At 42.2% G+C, this 16504-nt stretch carries 20 protein-coding genes and 1 other annotated feature; all 20 genes read right to left on the bottom strand.

What is annotated here, in order from left to right:
• Positions 1–9 precede the first annotated feature (9 nt).
• The 20 genes from RDQ32_RS02210 to RDQ32_RS02115 all read right to left on the bottom strand — a co-directional run bounded on the left by RDQ32_RS02210 (position 10) and on the right by RDQ32_RS02115 (position 16423).
• The gene (locus RDQ32_RS02210; RefSeq protein WP_040649687.1) at positions 10–237 is read right to left on the bottom strand and encodes a FeoA family protein; all 228 of its coding nucleotides are present in this window, start codon (positions 235–237) and stop codon (positions 10–12) included.
• Positions 238–363: 126 nt separating this feature from the next.
• Positions 364–573, bottom strand: coding sequence for a FeoA family protein (locus RDQ32_RS02205; RefSeq protein WP_040649688.1), 210 nt, complete (start codon positions 571–573; stop codon positions 364–366).
• A 454-nt stretch (positions 574–1027) separates the two neighbouring features.
• Complete coding sequence (locus RDQ32_RS02200; protein WP_007158168.1) at positions 1028–1423, bottom strand: metal-dependent transcriptional regulator; 396 nt, start codon at positions 1421–1423, stop codon at positions 1028–1030.
• Positions 1424–1533: 110 nt separating this feature from the next.
• Positions 1534–3684 (bottom strand): heavy metal translocating P-type ATPase, encoded by a 2151-nt coding sequence (locus RDQ32_RS02195; RefSeq protein ID WP_007158169.1) that lies wholly within the window; start codon positions 3682–3684, stop codon positions 1534–1536.
• 154 nt (positions 3685–3838) lie between these two features.
• Positions 3839–4138, bottom strand: coding sequence for a DUF6110 family protein (locus RDQ32_RS02190; RefSeq protein ID WP_040649607.1), 300 nt, complete (start codon positions 4136–4138; stop codon positions 3839–3841).
• A 733-nt stretch (positions 4139–4871) separates the two neighbouring features.
• A complete protein-coding gene (locus RDQ32_RS02185; protein WP_007158172.1) occupies positions 4872–5051 on the bottom strand; it encodes a hypothetical protein in 180 nt (59 codons plus the stop codon).
• 111 nt (positions 5052–5162) lie between these two features.
• Complete coding sequence (gene rplL / locus RDQ32_RS02180) at positions 5163–5546, bottom strand: 50S ribosomal protein L7/L12 (protein ID WP_009428111.1); 384 nt, start codon at positions 5544–5546, stop codon at positions 5163–5165.
• 65 nt (positions 5547–5611) lie between these two features.
• A complete protein-coding gene (gene rplJ, locus RDQ32_RS02175) occupies positions 5612–6109 on the bottom strand; it encodes a 50S ribosomal protein L10 (RefSeq protein WP_040649608.1) in 498 nt (165 codons plus the stop codon).
• A 118-nt stretch (positions 6110–6227) separates the two neighbouring features.
• Positions 6228–6411 (bottom strand) — a sequence feature (ribosomal protein L10 leader region).
• Between the two features lie 307 nt (positions 6412–6718).
• Positions 6719–7441, bottom strand: a complete 723-nt coding sequence (locus RDQ32_RS02170) for a DUF3800 domain-containing protein (protein ID WP_040649610.1) — start codon at positions 7439–7441, stop codon at positions 6719–6721.
• 73 nt (positions 7442–7514) lie between these two features.
• Positions 7515–9740, bottom strand: coding sequence for a right-handed parallel beta-helix repeat-containing protein (locus tag RDQ32_RS02165; RefSeq protein ID WP_308578957.1), 2226 nt, complete (start codon positions 9738–9740; stop codon positions 7515–7517).
• 304 nt (positions 9741–10044) lie between these two features.
• The gene (locus RDQ32_RS02160) at positions 10045–11511 is read right to left on the bottom strand and encodes an RNA-binding domain-containing protein (RefSeq protein WP_007158178.1); all 1467 of its coding nucleotides are present in this window, start codon (positions 11509–11511) and stop codon (positions 10045–10047) included.
• A 522-nt stretch (positions 11512–12033) separates the two neighbouring features.
• The gene (rplA, locus tag RDQ32_RS02155; protein WP_007158180.1) at positions 12034–12726 is read right to left on the bottom strand and encodes a 50S ribosomal protein L1; all 693 of its coding nucleotides are present in this window, start codon (positions 12724–12726) and stop codon (positions 12034–12036) included.
• A 19-nt stretch (positions 12727–12745) separates the two neighbouring features.
• A complete protein-coding gene (gene rplK, locus RDQ32_RS02150; protein WP_007158181.1) occupies positions 12746–13171 on the bottom strand; it encodes a 50S ribosomal protein L11 in 426 nt (141 codons plus the stop codon).
• 108 nt (positions 13172–13279) lie between these two features.
• On the bottom strand, positions 13280–13810 hold the full coding sequence (gene nusG, locus RDQ32_RS02145; RefSeq protein ID WP_007158182.1) for a transcription termination/antitermination protein NusG: 531 nt from the start codon (positions 13808–13810) through the stop codon (positions 13280–13282).
• Between the two features lie 10 nt (positions 13811–13820).
• Entirely contained in the window at positions 13821–14021 is a 201-nt protein-coding gene (secE, locus tag RDQ32_RS02140; RefSeq protein ID WP_007158183.1) for a preprotein translocase subunit SecE, read from the bottom strand.
• Entirely contained in the window at positions 14021–14170 is a 150-nt protein-coding gene (rpmG, locus tag RDQ32_RS02135) for a 50S ribosomal protein L33 (protein ID WP_007158184.1), read from the bottom strand. Before rpmG ends, secE begins: the two co-directional genes overlap by 1 nt.
• 166 nt (positions 14171–14336) lie before the next feature.
• Positions 14337–14888 carry a prolyl-tRNA synthetase associated domain-containing protein gene (locus RDQ32_RS02130; protein WP_308578955.1) on the bottom strand — a complete coding sequence of 184 codons (552 nt, stop codon included), beginning with the start codon at positions 14886–14888 and terminating at the stop codon, positions 14337–14339.
• A 141-nt stretch (positions 14889–15029) separates the two neighbouring features.
• Positions 15030–15419: a HEPN domain-containing protein gene (locus RDQ32_RS02125; RefSeq protein ID WP_308578954.1), complete on the bottom strand. Its 390-nt coding sequence runs from the start codon at positions 15417–15419 to the stop codon at positions 15030–15032.
• Positions 15412–15750, bottom strand: a complete 339-nt coding sequence (locus RDQ32_RS02120) for a nucleotidyltransferase domain-containing protein (RefSeq protein WP_308578953.1) — start codon at positions 15748–15750, stop codon at positions 15412–15414. Before RDQ32_RS02120 ends, RDQ32_RS02125 begins: the two co-directional genes overlap by 8 nt.
• A 46-nt stretch (positions 15751–15796) precedes the next feature.
• Positions 15797–16423, bottom strand: coding sequence for a Fic family protein (locus RDQ32_RS02115; protein ID WP_308578952.1), 627 nt, complete (start codon positions 16421–16423; stop codon positions 15797–15799).
• Between the last annotated feature and the right edge of the window lie 81 nt (positions 16424–16504).

Below are 16504 nucleotides of genomic sequence, written 5' to 3'. Positions count from 1 at the left end.
TCTCTCCTCCTAGTTCTTTAATTCTACTTCAATCATCTCGGCATCTGCTTTACGAACGGATAATTCATATCCCCGCACGGTAAGCTCCAAAGGGTCTCCCAATGGTGCCACCTTACGAACAAAAAGCTCCGCTCCCTTGGTTAGGCCCATGTCCATAATTCTTCTCTTTACAGCGCCCTCGCCTGATAATTTCTTTACGACAGCACTCTGTCCCGGTTTTAAATCTTTCAGTGTCATTTTGTCCTCCACCTTCTCTCGCTGCTAAAACTCTCTAAATTCCTCTCTTCCAATCTTCTCCGGCATACGCCCCATAACTTTCGAAGAGAAAAATTCTGAGATCCTTTTAGGTTTCATTCTATACCTTTACACCATGATTTTGTTCGCCATCTCTTTACTGATGGCTACCCTGGCATCCTTAACCTTTACAATGACATTGCCCATAGAGGTGGAAATAACGGTAACCTCTCCCCCTACTACAAAGCCCAGGTCGCTAAGATGCTGTCTCACTTCTGCACTTCCACTAATCTTCTGGATAATCTGTGGAACCCCTGTTCCTGCTAATGTTAATGGCATAGTCCCTCCTTCCGCTGTAAATACTTTTTCTTTTTTAGTTTCAAGATTCCAGTTGTTTTTGAAAAAGCCTAACACAGCCAGTCTATACAGCACGAATCTGCCTCATTAAATTAGCACTGTCTAACCATAAAGTCAAGATTTTGTAAGAATTAATTAGCTCTGAGTAGGATTGTATTTAATTAAAATATGAAATTCCAGATATTTAATGATGGCAATGTCAAAAAATTCTCCACAAAAGCTTGCCTGTAGGAAAATTCAGGCTTATAGGGCAAAAGCTGTTGATGACGCCCCCATCGGCATATCCCAAAAAGGACTGTAAAAAAATCAAAAAGCTTTTCCATACAACGAGTATCGCACACTACACGTGCGATACTCGTTAAGAATAAGGCCTGAAACAGGGTAATCTTAGATTGCTCCTGTTTCAGGCCTTATTGCCAAAAATTTATTTCTTCGCTTACGCTTTAATCTTTTGATCCTTTAATTTCGCATAAAATTCCTTGATTTTGGTGAAAGATTCCGGACTTAAAACATGCTCCATGCGACAAGCATCCTGGGAGGCGGTGTAGGCATTGACCCCTAAGGCCACCAGCACATCCGTTAATACCGTGTGCTTTTCATAAGTTCCCTGGGCGATGGACAGGCCGTGCTCGGTTAAGCTTAAGGCTCCCTTCTCGTCCACTTCCACCTTTCCCTCTTCCCGAAGGCGCTTTAAGGCAATGCTGACACTGGGCTTGGAAAATCCCAGCATATTGGCAATGTCAATAGCTCTGACATTTCTATGGTCCATGGACAGCATCAGGATGGCCTCCAGATAGTTCTCCTCTGATTCATGACTTTCGTATGGTTTCATTCCCTATTTCCTCCCTTTGTGCTTTCTTTGGATTCTTATTGCCGGAGAATTCCATCCGGCATTTTTATCTCTTCGGCTTTTCCCTCCGTTCAGAACGGGACGCATATTTCTTAGGATGCCTTCTTAGCCAAGGCTTTCTTTCTCCGTTTTCCGGCTTCCAGTACCTCTTCCTTGTCCGCTTCGATTTCCTCCTCCGGAATCAAAGGTGTCATGCTCTTCAATCCGGTTGCGATGGTGGAAATGTTATGGAACAGGGCGGAGTTGGAAGGTGTCATAATACCGGCTAAACCTAAGGCAATCAGCATAGCGTTAAAACCGATAATAAAGTTGTAATTGCCGTGAATTCTCTTCATCAAACGGTTGCTCAGCTTCTTTAAGATAACCAGTTCGTAAAGGTCGCCCTCTTGGATAGTAATGTCCGCAACCTCCTTGGCAATAGCCGCTCCTGCGGAAATGGCGATTCCCGCATCCGCTTCGGAAAGAGCCGGGGAGTCATTAATGCCGTCTCCTACCATGATTACCTTTCTGCCTAAGCGATGCTCTTCCTGAATAAAGCTTGCCTTATCCTCCGGAAGAACCTCCGCATGGAACTCATCCACGCCAACCATTCTGGCTACTGCATGGGCAGTCTTTTTATTATCTCCGGTCATCATCACAACCTTGTCGATTCCCAGAGCCTTTAAGTCCTGAATAACCCCAACCGCTTCTTTTCGTAAAGGATCGGAAATCAGAATTACGGTGGTAAGCTCTCCGTCAACTGCAAGATACAGGGCGGAATGCTCAGGTGGGATGCTTGCCAGCTTCTCCTCTTCTCCCTTTGGTACGGTACAATGCTCGTCATCAAAGATAAAGTGATGGCTTCCGATTAAGACGTGCTTTCCTTCGTAAATACTGGAAATTCCGTGGGCTACCACATATTCCACCTTGGAATGGCGCTCCGCATGATGCAGATCTCTTGCTTCCGCCTCTGCCACAACTGCATTTGCCATGGAGTGAGGATAATGCTCCTCAAGACAAGCAGCCATACGTAGCATCTCATTTTCATCCGCATTATTGAAGGTGATAATGTCTTCTACCTTCGGCTTCGCATAAGTCAAGGTTCCGGTCTTATCAAAGACGATGGTGTTGGCCTCGGAAATGGCCTCCATAAACTTTCCGCCCTTGACGGAAATCTTGTGCTTTCCGGCTTCTCTCATAGCGGAAAGAACCGCTACCGGCATAGAAAGCTTCAAAGCACAGGAGAAGTCTACCATTAAGAAGGCTAAAGCCTTGGTCACATTTCTGGTGAGCAGGTAGGTCAATGCCGCACCGCCTAAGCTATAAGGCACCAGCTTATCCGCCAAATGGGAAGCCTTGTCCTCCGTTGCGGACTTTAATTTCTCCGACTCCTCAATCATTTTCACGATACGATCATAGCGTCCGGAGCCTGCCAGCTTCTCTACGCGAATACGACATTCTCCCTCTTCCACTACGGTTCCCGCATAGGCGGAGGAGCCGATTTTCTTCCGAACAGGGATGGATTCTCCGGTCATGGAAGCCTGGTTCACCATAGCCTCACCAAAGCTTACTTTTCCGTCCAAAGGAATCATATTTCCGGTACGGACAATGATTTCCTGTCCTACTTCCACTTCATTTAAGGGAAGTAAAACTTCCTCGCCCTGAACTAAGGTCCAAACCTTGTCCACATTTAAGGACATGGTTCTTGCCAGGTCGTCCACAGACTTCTTATGAGTCCACTCCTCCAGGATTTCTCCTACGGAAAGGAGGAACATTACGGAGGACGCGGTATCGTAGTCTCCGGTTAAGATGGAAGCGGAAATTGCCACCGCATCCAGGAGGGATACTTCAATCTTTCTTTGGAAGAGAGTCTGTAATCCCTTAAATAAGTAGGGAATCGCCTTTACTCCTGTAATCACCCGCTTTAAGGGGATGGGATAGAAGAGGGTGGAAATCACTCGATCCACTACTGTCAGCACCAATTTGTCTTCATATTCTCTGTTTAAGGCTCTACCGGTCTGACTTGGTACAAGGCCTTCATTTCCCTTATAAGAAAAACGGGACAGGGCAAGAATCATGCCTTCCCGTTTTCCTTCGTAGAAAATGACTGCATCTCCGGTTCGGTCATAAACCTTCGCCTCAATGACTCCCTCCTGGGCCTTGAGATAATACTCAAGGATATCTGCCTGTGCCATGGTCATGCGCTTCTGCATGGCGTGAACACGGATACGCCCCGGGGATTCATGCAAGATATTCCATTTCATTTTCCCTTACCACTTCTTTCTGAGCTTGTCAGAGCCGGAGAATCTTAAATCCCTTCCCTAGGATCAATGCCTTTCCGGCTCGAGTTACTTCTGATTCAGTTTCCGTTGATTCAGTTTCCGTTGATTCAGTTTCCGTTGATTCAGTTTCTGTTGATTAAACTTCCTTTGCATCGAAGTCGGAAACTTCTTCAAAATCCTCGATTAAAGAGTTCTCTGCAGCCTCTGCTCTCTTCTCGTTGATGCGCTTTGCATCTGCATAGATGTCCTCGCAGCTTTCCTTAATGCCGGTGCTTACCTTCATAACGCAATCCTGGCCTCTAAGAACTGCTGCAGCTGCCTCTGTGTAAAGCTTCTTCGCATCGGTAGAAGCCAAAATCTTCATACCTGCTGTTCCGAATAAAACTCCACCTGCAAAAATTCCAATCTTCTTCCATGCCCAATTTGCTAAAAACATATTCTTTCCTCCTCTTATTTTGCTATACATAAACTACTATTTGCTACTAAAGAATAAAGCTTTCTTGCATTTGACACTCAGTTGTGCACTACGGTTAAAGTCTTGTTCTTTAGAACGAGCATATTGTAAAATAGGAATTATTATTAAGTCAAGGCTAACTCTTTTGTATTTCGTTTCCATTTTTAATACAATGTAGTCTATGCTAACAAAAGTTAGTGATAAATAACTTGTAACATCGATTATTGAAAAAGTCAAGGGGGAAGTGCTGTATTCATTGGTAAGACACGCGCAGATGCAGTATAGGCATGAAATCGGGGCACGCTCCCGCTAACTTCGCCCTGCGGGGGAAGGAACAGAAAAAATTAAAGGTGCCCGCTCTGATGGAGTATGGGTCTGTAATCGGGGCACGCTCCCGCTAACTTCGCCTTCGTAACAGTACTAACTTCAAGCTTCGCTTTGCTCGCTTTCAGTAAGTACTGACGGGCTCAGATTGCCCCTCTTACAGACCCATACTCCATCAGTCGCTTCAGCTTATTGATTTCTACAATCCTTCCTACCGCTGTTTTTCGCAAATACCGGCGGGCTCGGATTGTCCCTCTTTCATACCTATATTGCTTCTGTCGTCTCAGTTTATTGATTTCTACAGTTCTTCCCTTCGATGGCTTTCTGCAAATATCAGTGAGCTCAGATTGCCCCTCTTACAGACCTATACTGCATTAGTCGCTTAAGGATATTATTTTTTCAGCTCATTACCTTCTGCTTTTCCCCAATCCAATTCTTGATGTCGAAGGCCGTCATCTTCCCATCCGGCAAATAGTTCCTGAATCTTCGTTGCTTTGGGATTTTTATATTGTGATGGTTTAACGGTTTCTTGCATATCATGGTTTATATCTTGTTGTTTCTCTCGTTCCATCTCTTTCTCTCCATGAAAAGATAAAATATCGCACACTTCGCGAGCGATACTCGTTAAGAATTAAAGAAGGTCAGGGATTTCTCCCCGACCTTCTTATCTTCTCTAGAAAAATTACTTAAGAGTGATCTTAGCGCCTTCAGCCTCAAGCTTAGCCTTGATATCATCAGCCTCAGCCTTGGAAGCACCTTCCTTAAGAACCTTTGGAGCTGCCTCAACGAGGTCCTTAGCTTCCTTAAGTCCAAGACCGGTAGCCTCACGAACAACCTTGATAACCTTGATCTTGTTTGGTCCTACATCAGTAAGCTCAACATCGAACTCAGTCTTCTCTTCCTCAGCTGCGCCTGCACCTGCACCAGCGCCTGCTGCTGCAACTACTACACCTGCTGCTGCGGAAACACCGAATTCCTCTTCGCAAGCCTTTACCAAATCATTTAATTCCATTACGGAAAGTTCCTTAATTGCTGCAATAAACTCTTCAACAGTTAACTTTGCCATTGTATTATCCTCCATTATTTTTATTTTTTGAAAATGTCACGGAATAAATTCCGTATTAAGCTGCTTTACGCTGCTTCTCCGCCGTCCTTCTGTGCAATCTGATTAAGCACACGTGCGAAATTGCTGACAGGGGACTTGATGGATCCGAGAAGTCTTCCAAGAAGCTCTTCTCTGGATGGAATCTCTGCCAATGCCTGAACTGCCTTTGCATCGTAGAACTTTCCTTCCACTACTGCACCCTTAAACTCTAACTTTGGTGCTGTTTTTGCAAACTTTGCAAAAATTCTTGCTGCCGCTGTAGCATCGTCCTTAGATACTGCCAAAGCAGTAGGTCCATCTAATACTACGTCTAACTGAGCAAAATCTGTACCCTCTGCGGCTCTCTTGATTAAGGTGTTCTTGAAAACCTTGTACTGTACACCGGCTTCTCTTAATGCTTTACGAAGCTCTGTGTCCTGTGCTACGGTAAGACCACGATAGTCTACAACAGTAGCGGCAACAGCACCGTCCAAAAGGGCCTTAATCTCGTCGATGATCGGCTGCTTTAATTCAACCTTTGCCATTCCTTGCTTTCCTCCTTCTGTAATTTTTCTAGAAAGTATTAACGGAAACGAGAGGCTTTCTTCTTCAAAGTATCCGGAAAATGCAAGACACAAACTCGCATAAATCCGTTACTTCATTTTAGAAGAATAAAAAATCCCTTGCCAAAGACAAGGGATGAACGCACATAATAGGATAAATCCTAGCTCTTTCCTCGGCGGGCGATTTCTCTTTACATCCTGTCCTTCTTACTGTCGCAGAAAAACTGCAAAACCAGTTCGAAAGCTTAGATACCTGCTGTCTTCGGTTAATACCTTGCAGATACTAGCATCTTTCCGAGATAATGTCAAGAAAAATCGCAGATTGCTTAATCACAAATTGTAGACATAATTATATTAAGGGACAAATCCTATGTCTTATATTTAAAAAACAAAATTCCCAACTGCCTATGCAGACAGCTGGGGAATCATTCTTTGCCGGATTTGTAGTCACACTACTTACCCGAACCTTCCTTAGACAAATGTAACAACAAGAAGTCACACTTCATACATCGTCACAACTGTAAGTTCAAGGTCACACCATCCCTCACAGCACTTTCATTATATGCTTTTAATATAAATCTGTCAAATTTATCATAATGCTTTTAAACCCAAGGTTGTCTGTTGATTTTGTTCTATCCCAAACAACCGTTCGAGAAAGATAGCTTTAACATTATAAAAATTCTTTGATCCATTAAGCTCTCGGATGAAAGAATCCGGAACAAAATCTGCAATTTGTAGTCCGGCGCAATTATCCTTCTTTGTAAAAAAACTCAAAGTAGACAAAAGCTCATTACATTCCTTGGCAGAATAGATGTCTGTACCACATTCCAGCATATGCATAAAGCATCTCTGTATTTCAGCATTTTCATTCCACTGCCTAGATTCAAACACAATAGATCCCATCGACTGATTCTTATACCTAAGAAAAGTCATATAATTATTTAGTAGATTGATAAAGGCGTAATTATAATGTTTATTATGTTTTACTCTATAAGCAGATTTAAAATTTTCTGCATCAAAATAAACTCCTAACGTCGTAAAATCAATTAACGAGAGCATTTTATTAAAGTCTTGCCAAAAATTCGCTCTTTGATTTTGGTCGATAAACATTTTAAATTCATTGATATTTTTCTTCATTTCTGTATAGTGGAACACTATGCTAGTTGTAGAAAAATATTTATCTTTAAGGTCATTTACTTTTGGAATTAATGAATTCTCATATTCATCACGCCTAATTACTATACCAGCCAAACAAAAAAATGGATTCGTAGAATTTTTATTTGCTTCATCTAAATATAATATATAATCGCCCATAAATTCACCTTTCACTTTACATAAAAGTATATCACAATGGTGAATTCTGTCGAGCATTATCCTATTTTAAAGCTTATTTCAAGCTCCAATACCGAATTTTCACATACTCTACCCCTTCCGGGCTTTCCCAACGGATCCAGTCCTCTCCTTCGTAGTAGTAATCCTCTACAAAGGCGGTTCCGGAAATGGGGATATACTCCGGGATGTCATCCGGGGTAAAGTTGAAGACCTTAGTGCCGTCCTCAAGGGAATACTCCATGGACTCGTCCAGATGAATGCCTTCCAGCTTCTTCACCCAGTAACGGACGGTTCTGCCGTTTTCCTCGGTCTCTCCGGAGAACCAGTAGAGTCTGAAATTTGCGGTTTCCGGAATTTCTTCCTGATCGTGCAGCTCGATATTCAGAGCGCCGTCATAGCCGGGCTGTTCGCCCTCATGTTTTGCCTGCTCCGCCTGCTCCGCCGCCTTCTTCAGTTCCTCCGCCTTCTTCTGCTCTTCTGCCTTTTTCTGCTCTTCCACAAGCTTTTCTTCCTCGGATAATGGCGCGAAGTTCTTCTCTTCCTCTGCCAGCATTGGCTCTACATCAATGCTTTTCTCTTCGTTATTTCTTAAAGTAATTTCTGTTGTACCCTCTTCCGGAATATAGAAGTTTCCGGAATATTTTCCATGGGGAGAGTTAATCAGACGGTTATCCGAAACATTCATCTTCTTCATTTCCCCAAAAAGCTTCTCAAAATGAATGGAAGCCAGGGCATTGCCGTAGAAGTCGTTGTCGGTTCCGGTCTGGATCAGAAGATTTCTCTTAATGGAAATGTTTTGGTTGTCATCAAAGTTGTAGCCGGGGAAAACGGTGCTGACACGTAGGCCCGGACCGGAAGTGATGTCCTTCACCAGATTTCCTTCAATGCGATGGTTTTCACCGCCGTGGAGGGCAATGCCGGAAGCTCGCCAGGTCAGCTCTACCGTGTTGTTTAAAAAGGCATTGTTCTCCGCAGGCTTGGATTCTGTGTGGATATAACGAACCTGCTCTACCCCATTGACATTTTCCTTGATTTCCAGAATCGCCTTGCTGGCAAAGGTCGCCAGACCGTCATCGCCATTTCCACGGATATTGGAGTTCTGCACCTTGGAATTTCTGGTTCCCTGAGCAAAGTTCACGCCGTCCGCAAAGTTGTCTCGGATACGGCTGTTGGAAACGGTCAGGTTCTTGGTATATTTCATCTTATCCGCTTCCACATAGTCTCCTACCCAGATTCCGCACTCAAAATGCTCAAGCCAGAGGTCATGCAGCTTGGAATTCTCTCCCAAAACGCCGGCGATTCCCTTGTAATTTGCCTCCTGATGAAAACGGGATTTTAATTCGGAATCCATGTATAGGTTATCCATCTCAACATTTGAGCTGCTGTCCAGAAACTCGATGCCGCCTCCGGCCTGCTCCTCAGAGGTAAAATGAAGCCTGGTGTACCAGATTCCTGCGCCGGTAATCCGCATATCTGTAGCACTTAGCACCAGTTTTTGGTCAAAATCGAAGGTACCCTCCGGAATATATAAGGTCTTGTTCTCCGCGTCCGCGTCTTTCAGGGCATCCAGAAATACTTGGGAATCGTCCTGTCCGTCGTTTGGCACCGCGCTGTAGGGAGCGTCCGTGATGGAAATGCTGTTGCTTGGGGCGCCCTTTGCTTCCGGGGCCTGCTCCAGCTCGATAAAGTCGATTCCCAGTTCATCCGCTTTTTTATCGGTTCTGCGGATGGTGAGCACGTCACCCTCCTCCATTTCCATTAGTTCCTTGTTGTCATTTTCCAAGAGAAAATGTCTCTCATCAAAACGAAAACGAGAATGTGAATCGGCTATATTTTCATCAAAAACATCATTTTCCTTCACATACTGCCAAGCAGAGCTGTTGTCCAGCTCCACCGTTTTCTTTCCAAGAAGCTCTCCATTTCTCTCTACAAAAATCTCCAGCTCTCCGGATGCATCCTCCGGCATGGTAAAACGAAGAGTCATGGCATTGGCCGCCTTCTTAACCGTAAAGCGTAATGAAGAATCCTCCTTGGTCAACTGTACATAGCTTTGGTTGGAAGCCTCCATCTCCACTTCATCGTAAGCAGTAGAGTGCTTCAGCACCGCATCTCTTCCAACTCCCTCTTCCGCCTCGTAGCGAAGGTAGGGAAGCTTGGCGCCGTAGCCCTGGCTTTCCTTAGCCCAAAGCTCTGTCCTCGTTTCCGCAAATGCGGTTCCATGGGAAAGAAGCCCCAGGCCGGTCATGGTCAAGAGTAACGTAAGTTGTTTTCTGAATTTCATTCTTCTTCCTTTCTTCTCCAAAAAAAGTTACATGTATTTTTTTCGACTTACTTTTTTAGTTTAAAAGGAAATTCAGAAAATATTATGATTTATTCCGGACAAAATATTAAATAAATACAAAATTCGTTGTAATTTATTGTTTTCTGTTATAAGCAAAAGGCACATTTGCAACTTACTGCAACTTAGCGCAACTTAAATTTCCGCTCTGTACTCTTCAAAAACCCTTATTTTATGCGGTTCTCGGTTTTTTAAATTGAGAAATTTTATCGTTTTTGCAACTTACTGCAACTTAGCGCAACTTAAATCAAGCCCAAAAGGGAATATACTTCATATACCTAGGAGCTGTATTTTCATCTACCGCTTTAATCAGTTCTGCATCTACAGCATCTTTAATAATTCTCGAAGCTTTATATTTATATTGGTTTGTAATACCGAATATTTCTCGAATGGTATTATTATTGATGGCTTCTCCATTGACATAAGAAAAACATGCTTGCATATAGCAGGTCCTTATTCTATCCTCTTTGCTTGTTAAGTCAAATGGTACTTTTAAGTAAAGAGTCACTTTTGTAAATTTATCGCTTTGATTTTCAATTTTAGGAGCCAACATAGAGTGGTTACTTGTTGCATGAATTACCTTATCGTAACCACTGCCTCTTTCCTCACAAATTCCAATTTTATGCATAAACCCCGCGAGATTTTCATTTCTTGAAATCGGAACAGTATCGACAATGCGTTCAATAGAAACAAGAGGTGATCCTGCGTTGGAAAATTCTATTCTATCCCTAAATAATTCCACCATAGGATTGGTTCCTTTTTGGTCAATAGCCTGGTGAATCATGATATTTGCAAGCAGTTCACGAATAGCTATTTCCGGATAGCCTAATTGTGTCTTCCTTATGGATCCCTCTATTACTTCTTCTTGCGGAATTATTGTTAGAATATATTCCAAAATCTCATCATACGCTATTGCATATCCTTTGGAGAATGACTTTTCTCTAATCGTTTCCAACCTATTATTATCCTTGTACCATATAACTCTTACCGCTTTATGAGACAATGACTCAAAAGAATCTAAATTCTTAGCAATCAACAGCGCTCCCATATTTGTAACATCATAAGTTCCTGCAACATCTTTTCTCAGGAATTTTTCATTTACAAAGTCATCCGCTATTTTATTTTTGTTTTTAGGTAAAGCAAACTGCATTTTCTCGTAATATCCAGCTGAATCCAGTATAGTAAAAATCTCTGATAGCGACACATTTTCTTTTGCTGTTCTGAGTTCATACGGAGTGTTGTCAAAGGCTTTCCATAAATCTCTTTCCTTATCCGGATACTCTTTTAGGTTTTTCTTGTTACTACCTATCCTAATATACTTTTCTCCGGCAAAATGAATAGGTTGTTTCTCCGCTGAAGGAATTTCAAGTAAGGTTATTTTCTTACCTTCTAATTCAGTCTCATAAAACCTAAAATTTATACGTGGGCTCAACATACGCGCTAACCAAGCCTCAAGTGCTTCTGCGCCCTTTTTAGCAGCACCATAACTAAATGATGTCCCTATGACTTTTTGCGTCTTATCTTCTATTCCCCAAAGCATATACGCCTTTGGTCTCGCCAATAAAGCCGCAGAATTACTAAGAGCAGATATGTACTCACCTATTGTTTGTGGATCATCGTTATTATGTTTAAATTCTACCCACTCTGTTTCTCGCGGTAGTGAAATTAATTCTCTAACTAAATTATTGATATACTCTATATCTTTTATTGACATTGACCATCTCCTCGCCGATTCTCAATTTTTCTTTCATTGTATCAACTGTAGAACATATTTTCCACTGCATGATTAATCTGGATATGACCATATTTTCAATGACCAAGTATTGTTCTGCAACTTACTGCAACTTAAATTCTCACTTTACATCCTTCAAAAACCCTTATTTTATGCGGTTTTTGATTTTTCAAATAGAGAATTTTTCTTGTTTTTGCAACTTACTGCAACTTAGCGCAACTTAAATTTCTGCTCTCTCCACCTCACAAACCCTTATTTTATGCGGTTCTCGGTTTTTTAAATTGAGAAATTTTATCGTTTTTGCAACTTACTGCAACTTAGCGCAACTTAAATTCCGTAATACTCCAAATCTCTGTTACAAGACCTATGTCATCAACAGCTTCTATAATTTATTTCTATTTTTAATCAAAAACCCTGTATTTCCCATGGTTTTGATACAAAATAGAAATAAGCTATAAAGCAAAAAAAACCTACAGGTTTCCCTGTAGGTCTTGAAAATTTCACTTATGCGCCGAACTGTAATCCGTCTAACTTCACGCCGGGGCCCATGGTAGAAGTCAAGGTAATGGACTTCAGGTAGGTTCCCTTTAAGGAAGATGGACGAGCCTTTACGATGGCTGCCATTAATGCATCCAGGTTGGACTTTAACTGCTCCTCGGAGAAGGAAGCCTTTCCAACAGGAACGTGGATGATGTTTGCCTTGTCCAGTCTGTACTCAACCTTACCGGCCTTAGTATCAGCGATAGCCTTAGCTACATCCATAGTAACGGTTCCAAGCTTTGGGTTTGGCATTAAGCCCTTAGGTCCAAGCAAACGTCCGATACGTCCAACTACACCCATCATATCAGGAGTTGCGATTACTACATCGTAGTCGAACCAACCGTCCTGAATTCTTGGTACAAGGTCATCTGCACCAACAAAATCTGCGCCTGCAGCCAAAGCCTCATCAGCCTTAGCGTCCTTAGCGAACACTAAGATACGAACGTTCTTACCGGTTCCTGCAGGAAGAACTACAGAACCACGAACCTGCTGGTCAGCGTGACGTCCGTCACAACCGGTTCTGATGTGTAACTCTACAGTCTCATCGAACTTAGCAGTTGCATTCTTCTTTACCAACTGAATTGCATCCAACTCAGCGTACTTAACCTGTCTATCTACAGCCTTTGCCACTTCGGCATATCTCTTTCCCTGTTTCATGAATCAAAGCCTCCTTCTTTTACTCTTCTACCTTAACACCCATAGATCTGCAGGTACCTGCGATCATGGACATTGCAGATTCTAATGATGCAGCGTTTAAGTCTTTCATCTTAGTCTCGGCAATCTTCTGAAGGTCAGCCTTGGAGATAGTAGCAACTTTATTCTTATTTGGCTCGCCTGAACCCTTCTGCAGCTTACAAGCTTTCTTAATGAGAACAGGAGCAGGAGGAGTCTTTGTAATAAAGCTGAAACTTCTATCTGCGTAAACGGTAATAACAACAGGAATGATCATGTCCCCTTCATTAGCAGTTCTAGCGTTGAACTCCTTAGTGAAGGCAACGATGTTAACCCCGTGCTGTCCTAATGCAGGTCCAACGGGGGGTGCTGGAGTTGCTTTTCCAGCGGGAATCTGTAACTTAATGTATCCTTCTACTTTCTTTGCCATATAGGCACCTCCTTGTGGTAATTGCGGGTAAACCCTCCCACGAGCTTGCTTTGCAAGCGGTGGCTAAATGTACTCCATGGGATAAAATCCCTCGGGTATTACCAAATCTTATCTTAACTTCTGTACTTCACCATAGGAAAGCTCAACAGGAGTATCCCTACCGAACATTTCCACGTTAATGGTGACGGTCTTCTTCTGGTCATTGATTTCTGTAATGACACCAACGGTATCCTTCCAAGCACCGGAGACTACGCTTACGGTGTCTCCCTCTGCGAAGTCAACCAAAACTTCAGACTTTCTATAGCCTAAGGTCAGTATCTCTTCCTCAGAAAGGGGGACCGGCTTCGATCCGGGACCGACGAATCCGGTAACGCCTCTGGTATTTCTTACCACATACCAGGTTTCATCGTTCATCACCATGTTCACCAGAACATATCCCGGGAACATCTTCTTGTCGGTTTTCTTCTCTACGCCATTCTTTACTTCAATAACCGGCTGCATGGGAACACTGACCTCTAAAATCACATCTTGAAGACCACGGTTGTCAATGGTCTTCTCTAAGTCCATCTTCACCTTGTTCTCATAACCGGAGTAGGTATGGGCTACATACCAACGGGCTTCTGTGTTCTTCTCTGCCATATTCCCACCTTTACTTTACAAGAATCAATCCAAGACCCCACTTCATAGCAATGTCTAAACCTGTAATCAAAAGGCCTACCAACACACTAAGAACGATGGTTGCAACAGAGTGCTTAATCACTTCCTGACGTGTGGGGAAAACAATCTTCTTAAATTCAGATTTTAACCCTGCAATGAATCCGGCTCCTCCGGATTTCTTTTCATCTTGCATTACTTTGTCTCCTTATGCAGCGTGTGCTTCTTACAGAACTTGCAAAACTTTGTTACTTCCATACGCTCCGGATGAAGCTTCTTCTCTTTGGTAATAAAGTAGTTTCTCTGCTTACATTCTGTACATGCTAATATAATCTTTGTACGCACGGCTTTCACCTCCAATGATTTTTAACTTCGCATGACTACGAAATTAGTGCATAAAAAATAGGGCGTTGCCCCAAGTTCTGCTATAGGATAGCATGGAGACTCGCCCTATGTCAAGGAGTTTCGATATTCTTACCGTTTTATTTACACTCCGTCTTTTTCTATTGTCCTATTCCTCGCCCTTTAATTGCACCTCTGTCTTATAGTGCTTTGTGGACTTTAAGAACTTTCCGAAAAGGTCGGAGGTTTTTACCTTCAAGGTGGCAATGTTATGGCAGGGATGGGCACAGAGATATTCTTCCTTCATCAGATCCTTATCCACCAAAAGCTCTACCAGATCCTCTTTGTCATGAATCAGTCCGAAAATGGAGGAAGAACCCGGTGTACATCCCAGCACCTCTTCCATCTCCTCCGGTTCAGCAAAGGAAAGACGGGATACCCCAAGCTGGGAAGAAAGCTCCTTAGTCTTAAAGGGCTTATCTCCCGGCATTAAGAGTAGATAATAATAGCTATGCTTACTATTGGTTAAAAACAGGTTCTTGAAAACCTTAGCTCCCAAAGCTTCTTCGATGGGAATACAATCTTCCATGGTATGAGCCTCAGGATGGTCTACTCTCTCATAGGCAATGCCCTGCTTGTCCAGATAATCATAAACCGCAAGCTCCTTCTTGCTTCTGCCTTCATTCTGCGCAGGTCTTCCTTTTTCTACTTGTAATGCCATTGGACTTTTCCTCCATGTTCTTTCATTGTTCGAGTTTTTCGTTTCAATACTTTTCAAGTTTCTTAAGCTACTTTTTTCATCTAACCCCAAGGATAGATTGATAATTTCTTAACTACTATAACATAGAATGAGGAAAATGTTTTATTGTTCTTCCAATTTACAGAGATAGTCTATAATCACATCTATCATTTCTTTGACTTTTCTGTACTGCTCCTCAGCATTGGCTTTCGAGACAATATAAAAATCATCATAATCACAGCTATTTCTAATTTGAAAAGCACTGCTCAGATATTTAGAATATTTTCTTTCAAATATCTCTGTTTTAATATAGCTTTTCTGAAAGTAAGCGATTACTCCGGCATGTTTAGAAAAGTCTACTTGATCTTTAGCCAGTACAGCCCTAACTGCTGAAAATAAAGCATAGTAGGAGCGACCAATGGAATCTTTATATTGTCCTGCTTCTAAAAGTATATAGGCAGACTTCAATTTTTCTTTCGCTACATCGATTCTGTATTGTACTAAGTCATCCAACGATAATGCCCTCCTTATCTATATTACGGTAATAAGGTAGCTTATCTTTATACACAAGAAATTCTTCATAAGGTATTACAACCGGTGAAACTACTGCATCATGCTCCAAGCCGATATCCGAAGCTTTATCCCATACTTCTTCCAGTTTCTTTTGTAATTCCTGTCTTTCTCCTACCACTATCGCAGCAAAGTCTATATCAGATTCATCATCAAAATCTCCTCTGGCGAATGATCCATACATGACTATATTTTTAATAGATTGTCCGTAAATATCACGGTAAGCTTCTACGATTTGACTGGTAATTTTATTTAGCTGACTTTTATCACACATAAATATCCCCCCCTCCTACAGCATATTATATCGTTTATTCTGCGTGCTACATCGAAAGTATGCAAGTCATCAAGCATTCCTTTAATTCCTTACTATTTCCGGTGTCATAGTACAGTAATAAAGACTCGTTAAACTTCTCTCCTTCAGACCTTCCGATACTAAGAATCCCTATCCCTGCTTCCATAAGTATTTTGCTGGCAAATATTGTTGCTGTTCTTTTGTTCCCATCCCAAAAGAGCTGATGATAGACGATATAGCAAAAGCTTTCCAATGCTTTCTCCACCGTATCGGATATGGAAAGAATCTTATGTAGCTCTTCCTTTACTTCTTCTTCCTTGGGTATTTCAGGCATATACTCCGTTCCGCTGATGCCGACTTTGCCTGTTCTCAAACTTCCCCAAGCCAAGCTTTCATTGCGAGATACCATTTCGTTTAATTTACAAAGGAAGTTAAAGTTTGTCGTGCTTTCAAAGTTGTTGATACAATAACGCCAGGCATCTCTTAGGTTCAGCACTGTCTGTATATCGGAAACCGGTACCTGATTCACGATTCCGCCATCCAGTATCGTCTGTGTTTGTGGAAAGGTTACATTCACCCCTTCGATATAGGCGGTATTAAAGACCAATTCTGTAAATAATTTTTTTGCTAAAAATACTGTTGTTTTCTTATCCATTGCTATCCTTTGCTCTATATTTCTATTTATTGCATTATATCCTTTCTCTTATGTGATTAAACTATTCGTCCTCTAAGTATG

This window comes from uncultured Oribacterium sp., from assembly GCF_902481605.1.
GTDB classification, from domain to species: Bacteria; Bacillota; Clostridia; order Lachnospirales; family Lachnospiraceae; genus Oribacterium; species Oribacterium sinus.
The sequence above is the reverse complement of the archived record's forward strand: the minus strand, read 5'-3'. Positions and strand labels throughout refer to the sequence as shown.

What these genes read in the sequence shown, in the direction of transcription:
- RDQ32_RS02130 (WP_308578955.1), bottom strand. Translation starts at nt 14,888, where the DNA reads ATGGCATTACAAGTAGAAAAAGGAAGACCTGCGCAGAATGAAGGCAGA.
- secE (WP_007158183.1), bottom strand. Translation starts at nt 14,021, where the DNA reads ATGCAAGATGAAAAGAAATCCGGAGGAGCCGGATTCATTGCAGGGTTA.
- RDQ32_RS02190 (WP_040649607.1), bottom strand. Translation starts at nt 4,138, where the DNA reads ATGTTTTTAGCAAATTGGGCATGGAAGAAGATTGGAATTTTTGCAGGT.
- rplA (WP_007158180.1), bottom strand. Translation starts at nt 12,726, where the DNA reads ATGAAACAGGGAAAGAGATATGCCGAAGTGGCAAAGGCTGTAGATAGA.
- nusG (WP_007158182.1), bottom strand. Translation starts at nt 13,810, where the DNA reads ATGGCAGAGAAGAACACAGAAGCCCGTTGGTATGTAGCCCATACCTAC.
- RDQ32_RS02160 (WP_007158178.1), bottom strand. Translation starts at nt 11,511, where the DNA reads ATGTCAATAAAAGATATAGAGTATATCAATAATTTAGTTAGAGAATTA.
- RDQ32_RS02205 (WP_040649688.1), bottom strand. Translation starts at nt 573, where the DNA reads ATGCCATTAACATTAGCAGGAACAGGGGTTCCACAGATTATCCAGAAG.
- RDQ32_RS02165 (WP_308578957.1), bottom strand. Translation starts at nt 9,740, where the DNA reads ATGAAATTCAGAAAACAACTTACGTTACTCTTGACCATGACCGGCCTG.
- RDQ32_RS02120 (WP_308578953.1), bottom strand. Translation starts at nt 15,750, where the DNA reads ATGTGTGATAAAAGTCAGCTAAATAAAATTACCAGTCAAATCGTAGAA.
- rplL (WP_009428111.1), bottom strand. Translation starts at nt 5,546, where the DNA reads ATGGCAAAGTTAACTGTTGAAGAGTTTATTGCAGCAATTAAGGAACTT.
- RDQ32_RS02185 (WP_007158172.1), bottom strand. Translation starts at nt 5,051, where the DNA reads ATGGAACGAGAGAAACAACAAGATATAAACCATGATATGCAAGAAACC.
- rplJ (WP_040649608.1), bottom strand. Translation starts at nt 6,109, where the DNA reads ATGGCAAAGGTTGAATTAAAGCAGCCGATCATCGACGAGATTAAGGCC.
- RDQ32_RS02210 (WP_040649687.1), bottom strand. Translation starts at nt 237, where the DNA reads ATGACACTGAAAGATTTAAAACCGGGACAGAGTGCTGTCGTAAAGAAA.
- rplK (WP_007158181.1), bottom strand. Translation starts at nt 13,171, where the DNA reads ATGGCAAAGAAAGTAGAAGGATACATTAAGTTACAGATTCCCGCTGGA.
- RDQ32_RS02115 (WP_308578952.1), bottom strand. Translation starts at nt 16,423, where the DNA reads ATGGATAAGAAAACAACAGTATTTTTAGCAAAAAAATTATTTACAGAA.
- RDQ32_RS02195 (WP_007158169.1), bottom strand. Translation starts at nt 3,684, where the DNA reads ATGAAATGGAATATCTTGCATGAATCCCCGGGGCGTATCCGTGTTCAC.
- RDQ32_RS02170 (WP_040649610.1), bottom strand. Translation starts at nt 7,441, where the DNA reads ATGGGCGATTATATATTATATTTAGATGAAGCAAATAAAAATTCTACG.
- RDQ32_RS02200 (WP_007158168.1), bottom strand. Translation starts at nt 1,423, where the DNA reads ATGAAACCATACGAAAGTCATGAATCAGAGGAGAACTATCTGGAGGCC.